The organism is Streptomyces sp. WMMB303 (assembly GCF_029351045.1).
GTDB lineage: Bacteria > Actinomycetota > Actinomycetes > Streptomycetales > Streptomycetaceae > Streptomyces.
This window is the reverse complement of sequence record NZ_JARKIN010000001.1, coordinates 3,228,531-3,243,112: the sequence shown is the minus strand read 5'-3', so window position 1 is coordinate 3,243,112 and position 14,582 is coordinate 3,228,531. Positions and strand designations below refer to the sequence as shown.

Below are 14,582 nucleotides of genomic sequence, written 5' to 3'. Positions count from 1 at the left end.
GATATATGGCAACCCTCTCCCGGGAAAGCGAGGCGTATCGGGCCATGAGCGCGATGGTCGCCCACAATCAGCGGCTCGTGCACAAGACTCTGAGGGACACGGGACATCCGGCGAGAGCCGCCATGCACGAGGACCTCGCACAGTGGGGAACGCTCGGGCTGATCCGAGCCCTTGAGAGATTCGATCTCTCCAGAGGGTACAAATTCTCCACCTATGCAACCTGGTGGATTCGGCAGGCGATATCCCGGGCGATCGCGAACGAAGGATCCCTCATCCGATTCCCCGTCCACGTCCGGGAAGATCTGAACAGGTTGCGCAAGGCGGAGCGGGCCCGCCTGGAGCGCGGCGAAATTCCCAACGTGGACGATCTGGCCCTGGCGTGCGAGCTGGATCCGGGGAAGGTGAAGCGGTACCTTCCCCTGCTCCATCGGCCGGTCCTGTCGTTGGATCAGCCGGTGGGCGAAAACGTCGCGCTCGGGGATCTCGTCGTCGACGAGCACGGTCGGGTGCCGGGGCCGGAGCAGGTTCTGCGGCACGAATTCGTTCGCGAAGAACTGTTCCAGCTCTTCGATGCATGTGCCTTCCCGGAGAGAACTCGCGAAATCATGCGGCTGCGCTACGGATTCGTCGACGGGGAAAGCTGGACGCTGGACGAGATCGGCAGGAAACTGGGACTCACGCGTGAACGGATCCGCCAGTTGGAGAAGCGTGCCCTGGAGCAGCTCCGCACCTGCGTGTACGAGCAGCCGCAGGAGGGCGGTGCCCCGCGACACGACGTGAGGATCGTCCGTAGCGGCAGGGAAATGATCGTCGTGAGGTCCGCACCTCACAGCCGTCCGCGGCGACGGAGTGAAAGGCGTGTCGGCAGGCTCGGCTCCGACAGGAATGTCGACACGCCGAATGCAATGAACGGGTCCGACAGGAGAGAAGAGCGGGTGGCCTCGAACGAGACGGATTTCGGCACGTGGTTGGCCGAGCGCATGCAGCTGTATGGGATGGACGAAGTCGAACTCGCGGGCCGTCTGGGGGTGACGCGTGCTCTGATCGAGGCATGGCTCGCGCATCGCTCCGAGCCCCGCGAAGAGCATGCGGTGGCGCTGCGACAGATCTTCGGGGGCATGAGCGAAGCGGAGGCAGAGAGCCCGGCGGGCGCACAACAGGAGTGCGGGAACACGGAGACTCCCGCTCTCTGGTATCACCGCCCAGAACACGACGATGGAGGACGTGAGTTCGGCAACGCCGCCGCCTTCGCCTTCGAGGCCGATCTGGAGGTGTTGGCTCGTGAGGCGACGCAGAACAGCCTCGACGAGCGGGTCAGGTCGAACGACAACCCGGTGGGCGTTCGTTACACCCTGCATGAACTCACCGGTGAAGTGCTGGCCCGGTTCCGTTCGGCGATCCGCTGGGGGGATCTTCACCCCCACTTCGAAGCAGCCGCCGCGCAGGATCAGAAGGTCGGTCGCGTCATCGGCGCCGGTCTGCGCGAGATGGCCGAGCGGGATCGGCTGGTACTGCTGCGCGTCGACGACTACAACGCCAACGGACTGACCGGCGACGACTACGAGGACGGACGCTTCTCCGCAGTAGTGCGTCGGCAACTGGACAGCCGCAAGTCGGACACGTCGGCCGGCGGGTCCTACGGCCTCGGGAAGGCCACGCTGTGGGCCACCAGCCGGCTGGGCCTCGTCCTCATGAACTCCACGCTCTCCCACCCGCACGAGGGGCGGACGGAACGCCGGGTGATCGGGCGTCTCGATCTGCCGTGGCGGGAGGTCGCGGGCCGGCGGTACGCCGGACCCGCCTGGCTGGGAATGCCGGACTCCGAGGCGGAGAACCCGGAGGTCGTCCGCTCCTGGTGGGCCGACGAGAAGACGGTCGCGGACCTGCACCTCACGCGAGAGGATGCTGCTCCCGGCACGTCCTTCCTGATCGTCGGAGCGCACGATGTGGCCAGTCTGGAGGCCGGTCGATTTCAGGAGGGCGAAGCCGGCGACGACGAGGACAGCCTGGAGCGCATGCATCAGCGACTGGTTCGGGCGCTGGGGCGCAACTTCTGGGCCGCGATGACCGGGGGCGGCGAGCAGCAGCCCATGCTGGAGGCTTCGGTGCGGACGCTGCGCAACGGCGTGGAGCACATCGCGGAGGAGCGGGTCGATCCGCATCGCCATCAACCCGCCCGTTCGCGTGCTCTCGAGGCCTTCTTGCGCGGCAGCACGGTGGAGCGCCTCACGGAGGCGGGGCAGGTGGCCTGCGTGACCGTGCCCTTGAAGCTGCCCGCGCGGGACGGTCTCCCGGACACGGCGGGCGAGCACCGGGCGGTTCTCCTCGTGACGGAGGCTTCGGACGCGGACGGCAGGATCAATCAGGTCACGGCGATGCGCGGCAACCGGATGACGGTGAGGACGAGTTCGGTCCCCGGGCTCCCGATGGGCACCAACCCGTTCCAGGCGGTCCTGCTCGCCGGACGCGCGGCGGGGGACGACGCGCCGTTCGCGGACGAGGCCGAGGAGTTCCTGCGGTCCTCGGAGCCTCCCGAGCACAACAAATGGGGCCAGACGGAAGAGCTGAGGATGCGCTACATGCCCTCGGCCCATCGGCGCGTCGCCACTCTGACGACCGAGACGAACCGGGCCGTGCACGCTCTGGTGGCGATCCCGGAGGAGAAGAAGCCGCGCGGCACGAAGAAGGTCGGCAACCGGCTGAAGCTCTCGGGCAAGGGCCGACGAACGGGCAAGGTCAAGGGGGCGACGGCGCCACCGGAACTGGACGAGCTGCAGGCGGAGTGTTCCTCCTCCGGCGCCTGGCAGGTCACCGGTGAGGTGAGGGTTCCCTCGATCGGTGGACCCTGGCACATGAACCCTGTGGCCAAGCTGGAGGTCCGATCCGGCCCCCGACCGGTCGTCAAATGGGCCGAAGTGGTCGCCGTCAGCAACTGTGAGGTGGTCGACGGAGTGTTGCGCTTCTCGCCGGGCGCCCGTCGTGCCGTCTTCAAGGGGGTCACCGATGTGTCCACGCAATCCACGCGGGCCGCGCTGACCAGCCTCGTTGTCGAACTCCAGGAGAACAAGGAGATCATCGCGTGAGAGCGTACCCCTACCCTCGACCGACCGGTGAGGTGACCGCACGGGTCACGGCGGTCCGGCTCCGTGGCCCCGGGGACTTCCGCGAGCAGCTGGACTCCAAGGCACACTCGGTTGTCGATCAGGTCGTGGCGCTCGGCATGGCCGAACGTGCCGACTGGCAGACCGCACGATTGTCCCTGGGGGCGACCGTCCCTGCCCGTGAGATCGAGAGAAGGGGCCTCTGGTCCGACATCTCGGTCGTCGCCGTGTTGACCGAGGGGGCGACGAACGCGCGTACGGTGGCCCGACTGCAGCCGGTCGTGGCGGCCGGCGCGGACTGGGCCGGGGAGCTCGAACTCGACCGGGACGACCACATGGATCGTGCGTCGCTCGTCGTGTATGTGATCGCCACGGTCGGAGGGGTGCCCGGCCGGATCATCGCCTCCACCGAGCGTGAGTGGCTGATCGACATGGCGGCCGAGGCCCCCCGCAGGGACCGCGAACTGGACGTCACCACGGTGAGCTTCGCCCGGGGCGCCGAGTGGTTGCGCGACTTCCGGGACGCGCCATGGGTCGTCGACACCTCGGGTCGGATTCCGGCCGTCCGTCTGAACTCGGACTTCGAGGGGCTTGTACGGCTCGTGGAAGCCGAGGGCACGAAGACGGAGAAGCTCTTCGGAAAGTTGTTGATGGCCCAGGTGTGTGCCGATGCCTGGGTCGCGGTCTTCCACACGGCGATCGGGGATCTGGAACTCGAGGACGACGGGACGCCGCTCTTCCCGGCCGACTGGCGCGGTGCGGTACTCAGAGAGATGCTCCCGGACGTCCTACCCGGGCGGTCCGAGGAGGACGCGCTGCGTGAAGTGCATCGCCGCCGCATCGGCGAGGGGAGTTGGACGGACCTGCAGCCGCGTATTCAGTACGCGGCAGCCCGCCGTGCCGACGTCCCGAAAGAGTTGGCCGACAGCGTCCGCGACATCGCACGACTCGACCAGGAGGCTCCCGCGTGACTTCCCGACCCGAGCACCTGCCGGAGCAGCTCGCTCTGCTCCCCGACGTGCAGGCTGCAGAACACCTGACCGCAGGAGTGCTCGAAGGACGGGACGACATCCCGTCCATCGCGTTGAACAAGGTCGCCGAGCCGATGCCGAGCGACGACGCGCGATGGCGGCTGCACCGGGTCCGGGATCTGATCGACGACGCGCTGAGCCGATTCCGGCACGAGCGTTCCACGGCGGCGGACGCATGGTTGGCTCCGCGGCTCCACGAGACGCTGCGCATGACCCGGAAGGAAGCCGCCGACAAGGAGTTCTGGACGTACCTGGCCGTCGGCGTGGCCCCGGACTATGTCGTCTGGCGACACCTGTCGGATCCGAGCAGGAGTGATTCCCGGGCGCGTGTGGCGCGCGACAGGTTCGTCGGCCCGCACTACAAGCAGGCGTTCGCCCGCCTCTGGTGGGTGGCCGAACTCTTCCGGGACGGCTCGGACTATCGACCCGTGGTCGCGGCATGCGGCAGTCAGGACATGCTCAACTCGGCGCTCCGACTCGACGTCATCGATCACCGCCCCACGGCACTGGCCCTCGTCGGACTGATGGAACGGGGGGCGGTGCGCACCGGGCGGGAGGTGAACGCGTTGACGTCCGCGGTCAACGCCGCCGCCGCGACCTTGATGTACGACGTCCTCGCTCCTGACGTGGAGCGCGACGGAGAGCCGCTGCGCGACTGGATCGGTGGGGCCGAATCAGCCCTGCCGTCGCCCAGGGATCGTCTGCCGGAGGGGCCGGAGGAACAGTCCGCGCCGCCGGAGGCGGTCGAGATCCTCGTGGGTCACTTCGCGGAACTCTTCGCGGAGGCGCCTGTCAGGGGGAGGGCTCCCCACGAGGAGGAATGACCTTGTGTGAGTCGGGCGGGCATTGGCTTCGATCGCCGCACCCGAGCCTGCGCAGCTCTTCCGTGGTCGCCCGGGGCACATTCGGCCAGGTGCCGGCGGCTGCCAACTCCTCGTCCGAGGGCGCCGCTCCGCGCAATGCGCGACCCAGCACGTGCATGCCCAGACGCGGCGGCACGGCATTGCCGACCTGCTGAGCCCGGTCGTTCCCGGACCAGGGGAAGTTGTGCGGGAAGGTCTGGAGCACCCCCGATTCGGGGATGGTGAAACGGTCCGACCTCTGGGCCTCGTACTCCGCGAGGCTCCTGTACACCTTGTTCCGGGAGATCTTCCCCGTGACCGTGAAGGCGGGCTCGGCGGAGGAGCGGCGGCCGCGATTCTTGGGATCGCCTCCGGAGCCGTAGTTGGAGACGACGAAGAACTTCATGCTGCCGTCCGTGCGGAGCCGCGACACGTCCACCGGCGAGCCCTCGACCCGGCTCGCGTTGTCGAGTGCTTCGCCCATGGAGACCCAGCGCTTCTCGGCACCCGAGACAGCCGCATCGGTGGGGAGCATGTCCGGCTGCGCGGCGTTGCGTCTGCCGCGCAGCACATCGAAAGGTCGGTGGGTCGCCTTCGGCGGTCGGATGGCTCCGTCACCGGGCAACCGGGCGACGAGTACGGCACGTTTCCGGGTCTGCGGCACACCGAACTGTTCGGTCTTCAGCTTCCAGCACTCCGCCTCGTACTTGACGCCCCTGAGCCTCCCCTCGCCGCCGCGCAGGAGTTTCGCGTAGACCTCCCAGAGAGGCAGGACCTCGGGGACCTGCTCAAGAACGATCACCTTGTACGGATCACGGCCGTCCGTCTCGATGGCCTTGAGGAGCCAGCGCAGCGGCTCCAGCACCAAAGCGGTACGCGGATCGCCCAGGGAGTGCAGGTCCCTGTCGATCTCGGATTCGTCCTCCCCCTCCACGAGGCGGTGGATGAACTCCTTCACCGTGTCCAGCGCCCGCCGCCCGGCGCCGTTGCCCGCCACGGAGAAGGACTGACAGGGCGGCCCACCGGCGAGAACGTCCACCGAGGCGGGGATCTCCTGAAACCGGGACTCGCGCATGACGCTCACATCGGCGTGGATCGTCGGCAGGCCGGCCGCGTAACGTGTCTCGCAGGCGTTCCGATCCCACTCGATCCCCACGCTCTTGAAGCCCAGGAAGTGTGCCGCCACGTCGAGCCCGCCGGGACCCGCGAAGAGGTCCAGGATACGGACTCCGTCGAGATGCTGGTCCTGTGCGCCTGGGCTGGTCATGGGGTTGAAGTGTATCCGCCGACGGAACCGGAAGCGTTCAGTGCGGCTCCGATCGCCACCCCCAGCGCCTCGCCCACCGGTGGTGGGGAAGCGTGCCCGATCTGGCGATAGCGGGCCGTCTTCCTCCCGCTGAACGTCCAGTCGGGCGGGAAGCCCTGCAGCAGAGCGGCCTGCTCCGTGGTGATCCTGACCATTCCGTGTCGTCCCGCCTCCGGGGCCCAGCGGAAGTCGGGCCCGGGCACGCTGTCTGCCACGGTGCCCCCGTCGACGCCCATCCGGGCCCATGCCTTCTTCGTTCCGGTCGGCCCGAGGTCCGCGCCCCCGCGACGGTCGGAGCCACCCACGAGTGTCGGGGCCACGCCGGCCGCCTGTGCGGCCCATCGATCGGCGTCCCGCCACCCGCCCGCGGCCATCGAGCGGTGCAGCGCACTGCCCACCGACAGATGTTCGCGCACTGTCGGCTCCGGCGGACGGAATCGCCCGAAGTACTCCTCCAGGAGCGCGACCAGCAGCCCTTGTCTGCGGATCTGCGGCACTCCGAAGTCGGCGGCGTTCAGGACGAACCATTCGAAGCAGTAGCCGAGATGCTCCAGCTCCCGACGGATGAAGTCGCGGATGCGCTCGAAGTCCGCCGCGTCGACCAGTTCCGGCACGTTCTCGATGAGTAGAGCGCGGGGCCGCACGGCATGTGCCAGGTAGAGGGTCGCCTCCAGCAGGCGCAGTTCGGCCCCGGTGTCGGTCCGCGCCACGGTCGCGCTGGACTTCACGCGCGGCAGGCCCGCCGCGAGCAGATCGACGTCGTAGATCTGTGGATGCCGGGAAGGGGAGAAGTCCAGCAGATCCGTTTCCAGCACGTGCCATGCCGGGCGGTTCGTGCGCAGCGTCCCGCAGGCCGCGGGTTTGTTGTCCAGGAGCAGTACGGGTTCGAAGCCGGCGGCTTCCAGCCCGAGAGACAACCCGCCCGCCCCCGCGCACACGTCGATGAATCGCGGCTCGCTCATCGGCCCCCGCCCTGTCACCGTGGATTCCTTCTGGACTCCCTTTCCCGTTCGACCGCTCCGGCCACCAGACGCATGACGGCTTCCGGCGACTCGTGTTCCCAGAAGCGCATGACCGTCCAGCCCTCGGCCCTCAGCTGTGCGTTCGTCTCCTGGTCCCGCTCGACATTGCGGGCCAGTTTTCGGCGCCACCATTCAGCGTTGGCCTTGGGGCGGGTGGCGTGCTCCGGGCATCCGTGCCAGAAGCAGCCGTCGATGAGGACTGCCAGTTTCGCCCGGGTGAACGCGATGTCGATCTTGCGCCTGCGCATGCCCGGTACCGGGAAATGGGTCCGATAGCGGTAGCCGGCTGCATGGAGGAGCCGGCGCACCGCCCGTTCGGCGCCTGTGTCCTGGCTTGCCTGCCGGCTCATCCTGGCCGAGACGCCGTCGCTGGAGGGAGATGCGGCATCCATTCCTCCATTGTCCTCCTTCTCGAACCGTCGCTGGTCTTGAACGGAGGACGATGCCGACTCGCCGCTCCGACTCGTCCCGGATCGGCGAGGGCGCGTGGTCCTGCAGGTCCAACGGGACGCTATATCGGCCGAACAGTCGATCGTGTCCTGCCGTTCAGCGCATCGGGTACCCCGCCCAGCGGGGGGTCGGGGGGCGGCTGAGGGCGAGGGCCGCGCTGGTGGTGGGTGGGCCGGCCAGGGGGCGGTTGGTCCAGAGGCGTTGGAGGAGGGCGTGCTCGCGGGATGCGAAGTCCGGGGCGGTGGCGCCGTTGTCGGCGCGGGCGCGGAGGATCGCGAGGGCGCCGGCGTCCTGTTGGTAGGCGGCGACGGTGCGGGCCGCCTCGGGACCGTGGCTGCGGCGTGCCATGGCGCGGGCCATCGAGCGGGCGCGCATCGAGGAGAGCGACCAGGGCTCCGGCTCGCTGAACCATCCGGCGGCCGCGTAGGCGGGCAGGGTGTCCCGTACCAGGCGCAGGTCGTGCAGGCGGGACCAGATCGCCAGCCAGGTCAGCGCTCCGAAGACGGGGATCATGAAGAGGCCGTACACGGCGAGGAACGTGTAGTTGGCGAAGGATGCCGAGCCGTTCCAGATGGCGTGCAGCAGCACCCCGGTGAACCAGCCCAGCAGGGGCAGCGTCCAGCGCAGTACGCGTCGGCGCTGGGGGAGCGCGGCGACCATGCCGAGGGCTATGCCCGTCATCGAGGTGAAGAGCGGATGGGCGAAGGGCGCGAAGACGATGCGGATGACGAACGTGCCGGCAGTCACCGACCCCGCGAAGCCGTCCGGGTCCAGCACCGTGTCCTTACCGTAGGCGGTGCCGAGGTAGAGGATGTTCTCCGTGAAGGCGAATCCGGCGGCGGTGATGCCGGCGGCGGCGATGCCCGAGATGACGCTGTCGAGGTGGCGGCGGCGGAAGAGGAAGATCAGCAGGAGGGCTCCCGCTTTGGTCGTCTCCTCGACCACGGGTGCGATGACGGTGGCGCCGAGGGTGTCCGCCTGGTCGGGTGAGTCGACGACCACGGACGAGGCGAGCCAGTCGGTGGCGAAGCCGTTGGCGAGGATCGCCACGAGCGTCGCCGCGCAGGCGCCCCAGGCGAAGGCGAACAGGTGGGTGCGCCAGGGGACGGGCTGTGGCGCGGTCAGCCAGCGGAACGCGGCCAGCAGCAGTGGTACCGGGAAGAGCGCGAGCCCGAATCCGACCAGCAGCCCTCGGGTGCCGGTCTGCTCGCGTACCAGTGCCAGGATCATCAGTCCGCACAGGGCGAGGAGCACGATCACCGCGGTGGCGCGCAGCGTGCGCTGGTTCCGCTGCCACCAGGACGGCACCGGATGGGTCGGCATGGCGTGGTGCGTTCCGCTGTGCGGTGTTCCGCTGTGCGGCGTCCCGTTGTTCGGCGTCCCACCGTATCCGGTCTCGTACGGCGGGGCTCCCCAGCCGGACGTGGCGGTCGGGGACGGTGCGGCGGGTCCGGCTGAGGCGGCCGGCCCGGGAGGGCGGGTGCCGTGCGGGGGCCGGTTCTGCGGCGCGGCCACCTCCGGATAGTGCGGCCCGGCCTGCGGGACGCCTCCGACCGGGTTCGGGCCGCCGACCACGGGCCCGGGACCGGGTGGCTGCGGGGCGGCGGCGGGCGTGGTCGGAGGCGTCGGGCCGTGCGGCGGTTGGACGGAGGCATAGGCGGGAGGGAGGGCCGCTTCTCCGGGCGCGTCCTGCGGCTCCGGTCTGTACGGCGTCGCCGGAGCCTCGCCGGGGGGCGCCGGAGCTGCCGGGGCTCCGGCGACGGGTGCTTCGGCGAAGGGCACGGGCCCGGTGGGCGGCGGCTCGGCGGCCGGGCCCGTGGGGTGCGCGGCCGGAGGGGGTGCCGGAGGCAGGGATGGGCGCAGGGCCCGGGTCGGCGAATCCGCGACGTCCTGCGGCCCCGAAGCGCCGCCTTCCGGCTCCGGTGTGCGCTCCTCGGCCGAGCCCCCGGATCCGGAGCCGCCCTCGGGCCCGTTGGGGCTCGGGGAGCTCTGCGGCGCAGCCGGGCGGGCGGGCGGAACGGGTGCCGGCGGGCCGCCGGGCGGCCGGGGCGTCATCGGGTTCGACGGGGCGCTGGGAGCGCCGGTTGCCTCGTCATGCACCCATCGACAGTAACCAGTGTGGGTGACACGCGCTGCGGCACCGCCGCAACCGCTGCCGGGCGACAGTCGTCGGTCGGCCACCGCCGCCGACGGACCGAGCGGTTCCGGAGGGGGCTCAGCGGCGTCGGAAGAGCAGGTCCCGCACCTTGTGGCCCTTGTTCAGGCCCTGCCCTTCGAAGCGGGTCAGCGGCCGGTTCCCGGGGCGGGGCGCGAACCCTCCGTCGGGCTGGGTGTTCTCGTACGCGGGGTGGGCGCTGAGCACGTCGAGCATCTGTTCGGCGTAGTTCTCCCAGTCGGTCGCGCAGTGCACGAGCGCACCCGGCCGCAGCGGGCGGGCTGCCAGGTCGAGGAACTCGGGCTGGAGCAGGCGCCGCTTGTGGTGGCGGGCCTTGGGCCACGGGTCCGGGAAGTAGAGCCGCAGCCCGGAGAGCGAGTCGGGCGGCAGCATTTCCCGGAGCAGGATGATGGCGTCCCCGTTGCCCACCCGTACGTTCGTGAGGCCCTGCTCGTCGGCGAGGCGCAGCAGGTTGCCCTGGCCGGGGGTGTGGACGTCCACGGCGAGGACGCCGGTGGCCGGGTCGGCGGCCGCCATCCGGGCCGTGGCCTCGCCCATCCCGAAGCCGATCTCCAGTACGACGGGCAGGTCGGGGTCGCCGAAGAGCGTGCCGAGGTCGAGTTCGCGCAGCCCGTCCACGTCGAAGCCCCAGCGTGGCCACAGCCGCTCCAGCGCCAGGCGCTGGCCCTTGGTCACCCGGCTGCGGCGGGGCTGGAAGCTGCGGATGCGGCGCTCGTGGTGCGACCCGGCGGGGTCGGGCGAGGGTCCCGCTCCGGGCGGGAACATCCGGGCCATCGGCCGCGGAGTCTGCTCGCCGCCACGGCCGGTTCCGCCGTGGCCGTGGTGGGGGCCCTGCTCGGTGCCGGGGCCGGGCTCGCCGTCCTGCCTCTGCTCGTGGTCGGGGCCGGGCCGGCCGTCGGGGCCCTGCCGCGCGCCGTCGGGACCGGGCGCGCCGTCGGAGCCGCGTGCGGACCCGGCGTCCGGCACCGAGCCGCCGGACCCGAAGTCGCCGGAGACGGAATCCTCGGGCACGCAGCCATCGGGTACGGAGCCACCGGTCAGCGGCCTCGGCACGGGCGGCGGCGCGGGCGCGGGGGCGTCGTGGGCGGGTTCGTCGCGCTGGGGGAAGTTGTTGCGTTCGGACACGATGGTCTCGATTTTACGGGGCGGGGGAGGCCGGCGGCGAAGCGTCCCTCAGCGCTCGGCCAGCGCCCCGGCCACGCGCCGGGCGATCTCCCGTCCGATGGGCAGCGAGGCGGTCGCCGCCGGGGAGGGCGCGTTGAGGACGTGGACGGTGTGCGGGCCTTCCGCGAAGAGGAAGTCGTCGACGAGCGTGCCGTCCCGCAGCACGGCCTGGGCGCGTACCCCGGCCGGCGCCGGTCGCAGGTCGGCGGCCTCGACCTCGGGCAGCAGGCGCCGTACGGCGGCGGTGAAGGCCGGGCGGGAGAGCGAGCGGTGCACTTCCCCCGCTCCGTAGCGCCAGTGGCGGCGTGCCATCTGCCAGGTGCCGGGGTGCGTCAGGAGCCCGGCCAGTTCGGTGGGGCGTACGGCGCGCCACGCGTATCCCTCGCGGGCCAGGGCCGGCACGGCGTTCGGGCCCAGGTGCACGCCGCCGTGCACGCCGCGGGTCAGGTGCACCCCCAGGAAGGGGAAGGCCGGGTCGGGTACCGGGTAGACGAGCCCGCGGACCAGGTGTTCCCGCTCGGGGGCGAGCTCCGCGTATTCGCCGCGGAAGGGGAGAATGCGGGCCCGCGGGTGGTCCCCGGCGCGGCGGGCGACGGCGTCGCAGTGCAACCCGGCGCAGTTGACCAGGGCGCGCGCCCGCACCACGGCACCGTCCGCCGTGCGGACGGCGACCCCGCGGCCCGGCCGGCGGTCGATCACCTCGACCTCGCCGGCGGCGCCGTACCGGATCTCGGCGCCGGCGTCCCGCGCCGAGCGGGCGAGCCGGTCCGCGACGGCGACGAAGTCGGCCACGCCGGTCGTCCCGACGTGGATCGCCGCCAGGCCCCTGACGTGCGGCTCGTGCTCCGCGATCTGGGCCGGGCCCAGTTCCCGGACCGGGATGCCGTGCTGTCTGCCGCGCTGGATGAGGGCGTGCAGCCGGGGCAGTTCCTGCTGCTCGGTGGCGACGATCAGTTTGCCGGTCACCTGGTGCGGAATGTCGTGTTCCGTGCAGAATTTCACCATCTCCGCCGCGCCCTGGAGCGCGAACCGCGCCTTGAGGGAGCCGGGCGGGTAGTAGATCCCGCTGTGGATCACACCGCTGTTCCGCCCGGTCTGGTGCCGGGCCGGACCGGGCTCCTTCTCCAGGACGACGACCCGGGTGCCGGGCGAGCGGCGGGTGAGCGCGTAGGCGGTGGACAGGCCGACGATGCCCGCGCCGATCACCAGCACGTCGCAGTCGAGTCTTCCGGACGTCGAGGACACGCCCCCCATCATGAACTGCCTCCGCTTCCCCGCCTCAGGTGCCTCCCCGCCTCACATGCCGTGCATCGTACGGAGCCCGCTCACGCCGGGGCCACCAGCAGGGGCCGGGCCCGCTCGCGCAGCTCGGCGACCCGGGGCTCGTCCCCGTAGGGCTCCAGCCGGTGCAGCAGATCGCGTACGTACTCCGTGGTGCGCGCGGAGGAGATGCGTCCCGCGACCTCCACGGCGCGGACCCCGGCGGCGCAGGCCGCGTCGAGATTGCCCGATTCCAGCTCGGCGACGGCGGAGACCACCAGCCGCAGTCCGTGCGAGCGGACGAACTCCTCCTTCGGCTGGGAGAGCGCCTTCTCCGTGAAGCGGCGCACCTGGCGCGGCGCCTTCAGATCGCGGTAGCACTCGGCGGCGTCGGCCGCGAGCCGGTCGTAGGAGTAGAAGTCGAGCCAGCAGGGGTCGGGGTCGCCCTCCCGGGAGCGTTCCAGCCAGCTCTCGGCCGCGGCCAGTGCTCCGGCGCACGCCTGCGCCTCGTTCGCCTTCGCGTGCGCGCGCGCCTCGACGAGCTGGAAGAAGCTCATCGTCCGGGCCGTCGCCAGCCCCCGGTTGCGCTCCAGCGCGGCCTGCGCGAGGTCGACGCCCTCGTCGGCGAAGCCCCGGTAGGTCGCCTGGAGCGACATGGAGGCCAGTACGTAGCCGCCCAGCGGAACGTCGGCGGCGGCGCGGGCCAGTCGCAGGGCCTGGATGTAGTAGCGCTGCGCGGCCTCCTGCTGGCCGGTGTCGAACGCCATCCATCCGGCGAGCCGGGTCAGTTCGGCCGTCGCGCCGAAGAGCGAGCGGCCCACCTCGTCCGTGTAGGCGCCCAGCAGCAGCGGAGCGGCGTCCACCCGCAGACACTCCGGGACCATCGACGAACGCCAGTCCCCGCCTCCGTACTTCGAGTCCCAGCGACGCGCCTCGTCCGCGGCCTCGCGCAGCTTGGCGACGTCGGTGTGGCCGACCCGCAGCGGGGTGCCGACCTCGTCCGCCTCGGCGCCACCCTCGCGGCCCTCCTGCCCCTCGAGTGCGTCCTGCCCCTCCCGTACCCCGCTCTCGGCGGGCGCGTCGGGGCCGGCTTCGGTGCCGTCGGCCGACGGAGGCGCCCCCTCCAGGAGTTCGAGGTGGCGTGCCACCGAGCTGTCCGCCGGGGTTATGAGCCAGCGCGACGCGGGAGTCGCGTAGGCGCTCACGGCGAACGAGCCCGCCAGGGACTGCCAGATGCTGCCACCGCCGCGCCGCCCCGCCAGGTCGAGGCGGTAGAGGTCGGTGGCCGACTTGACGGCGGCCCCGACGTCGCGGGGGAAGGCCAGCCCGACCTCGGGCGTCGGATCGGCGTCCGCGAGGCCGATCTCGTGCAGCGGCACCGGACGGCCGAGCTTGCTGCCGATGGCAGCGGCGATCAGGTGGGGCGCCGCTCCTTGCGGCACCATCCCCTTCGACACCCAGCGGGCCACCGACGTCTTGTCGTACCGAAGAGTGAGGCCGCGCTGGGCCCCCAGGTCGTTGACCCGTCGGGCGAGTCCGGCGTTGCTGATCCCTGCGAGGGCGAGGACGGTGCCGAGCTTCTCATTCGGCCCGCGTGACTCCCTGGACATGCGCACCCCTGACCACACCGACGACCGCCCCGCGGCTGAGACGCGGGGCCCCTCCCGCGACTGCGCGGCGCGGAAAGCATTGGGAACACAGCGTAGTTCGACGGATCCCGACCGTTAAGAGGCGTCCTGCCGGATGGCGAGATATGTGTCCGTACGCGTGTACGTGCAGGGGTCACGTGCCATCCCGATACTGCCCCGCGCGGAGCGGCTGGAATCATGCGCGCCGTGCGGGGAACGGCCGTCTTGCGGGACGCCCGATGCTGTGCTCCTGGCGTGTGGCCGTGCGCCCATGCATGCGCCTGCCCGGCACGGAAGGGGAGGGGTTCGATAGGAGTCGCGTGGGTCGGCCCGCTGCACAAGGGATCAGTGGGCTGGGGGACACCGCCGTCTCATTCCCCGCGGGCGGCGGTCCGGGCCGGGAGGCGCGCGACGCGCTTCCCGGCCCGGCAACGGGACGGCGCCCGGGCGGCGTCCCGGTACCGGGAGCCGGCCGGACCGGTGGCGCGGAGCAGCGAAGCGGTCGCCCCGCACGACGTCCCCGGTGAGCCTGTGCGGCAGTCCCGGCATACCTGCCCGGACATGGGCTTTCCACCGAAGCGCCCCTGCTGTCCGAGGCCCGC

Annotated in this window: 10 protein-coding genes; 3 read left to right on the top strand and 7 right to left on the bottom strand. The window is 71.2% G+C overall.

What is annotated here, in order from left to right; all coding sequences use genetic code 11:
• The first annotated feature begins 44 nt into the window (after positions 1–44).
• Genes P2424_RS14450 through P2424_RS14440 form a run of 3 tightly spaced genes read left to right on the top strand, consistent with a single transcriptional unit; the run spans position 45 to position 4,956 of the window.
• On the top strand, positions 45–3,083 hold the full coding sequence (locus P2424_RS14450; RefSeq protein WP_346660084.1) for a sigma-70 family RNA polymerase sigma factor: 3,039 nt from the start codon (positions 45–47) through the stop codon (positions 3,081–3,083).
• Positions 3,080–4,072, top strand: a complete 993-nt coding sequence (locus P2424_RS14445) for a hypothetical protein (RefSeq protein WP_276476153.1) — start codon at positions 3,080–3,082, stop codon at positions 4,070–4,072. Before P2424_RS14450 ends, P2424_RS14445 begins: the two co-directional genes overlap by 4 nt.
• On the top strand, positions 4,069–4,956 hold the full coding sequence (locus P2424_RS14440; RefSeq protein ID WP_276476152.1) for a DUF6339 family protein: 888 nt from the start codon (positions 4,069–4,071) through the stop codon (positions 4,954–4,956). Before P2424_RS14445 ends, P2424_RS14440 begins: the two co-directional genes overlap by 4 nt.
• On the opposite strand, the gene P2424_RS14435 is transcribed toward P2424_RS14440, so the two are convergent.
• The 7 genes from P2424_RS14435 to P2424_RS14405 form a co-directional block, all read right to left on the bottom strand.
• Positions 4,925–6,241: a DNA cytosine methyltransferase gene (locus P2424_RS14435; RefSeq protein WP_276476151.1), complete on the bottom strand. Its 1,317-nt coding sequence runs from the start codon at positions 6,239–6,241 to the stop codon at positions 4,925–4,927. The genes P2424_RS14440 and P2424_RS14435 overlap by 32 nt on opposite strands.
• Positions 6,238–7,242, bottom strand: a complete 1,005-nt coding sequence (locus P2424_RS14430) for a DNA cytosine methyltransferase (RefSeq protein ID WP_276476150.1) — start codon at positions 7,240–7,242, stop codon at positions 6,238–6,240. Before P2424_RS14430 ends, P2424_RS14435 begins: the two co-directional genes overlap by 4 nt.
• A gap of 14 nt (positions 7,243–7,256) precedes the next feature.
• Positions 7,257–7,694 (bottom strand): very short patch repair endonuclease, encoded by a 438-nt coding sequence (locus P2424_RS14425; protein WP_276476149.1) that lies wholly within the window; start codon positions 7,692–7,694, stop codon positions 7,257–7,259.
• 154 nt (positions 7,695–7,848) lie between these two features.
• Positions 7,849–9,075 (bottom strand): PrsW family intramembrane metalloprotease, encoded by a 1,227-nt coding sequence (locus P2424_RS14420; RefSeq protein ID WP_276476148.1) that lies wholly within the window; start codon positions 9,073–9,075, stop codon positions 7,849–7,851.
• Between the two features lie 892 nt (positions 9,076–9,967).
• Positions 9,968–10,702 (bottom strand): tRNA (guanosine(46)-N7)-methyltransferase TrmB, encoded by a 735-nt coding sequence (gene trmB, locus P2424_RS14415; RefSeq protein WP_276478972.1) that lies wholly within the window; start codon positions 10,700–10,702, stop codon positions 9,968–9,970.
• Positions 10,703–11,101: 399 nt separating this feature from the next.
• Complete coding sequence (gene lhgO, locus P2424_RS14410; RefSeq protein WP_276476147.1) at positions 11,102–12,349, bottom strand: L-2-hydroxyglutarate oxidase; 1,248 nt, start codon at positions 12,347–12,349, stop codon at positions 11,102–11,104.
• A 68-nt stretch (positions 12,350–12,417) separates the two neighbouring features.
• A complete protein-coding gene (locus tag P2424_RS14405) occupies positions 12,418–13,962 on the bottom strand; it encodes a sporulation protein (RefSeq protein ID WP_276476146.1) in 1,545 nt (514 codons plus the stop codon).
• Positions 13,963–14,582 lie beyond the last annotated feature (620 nt).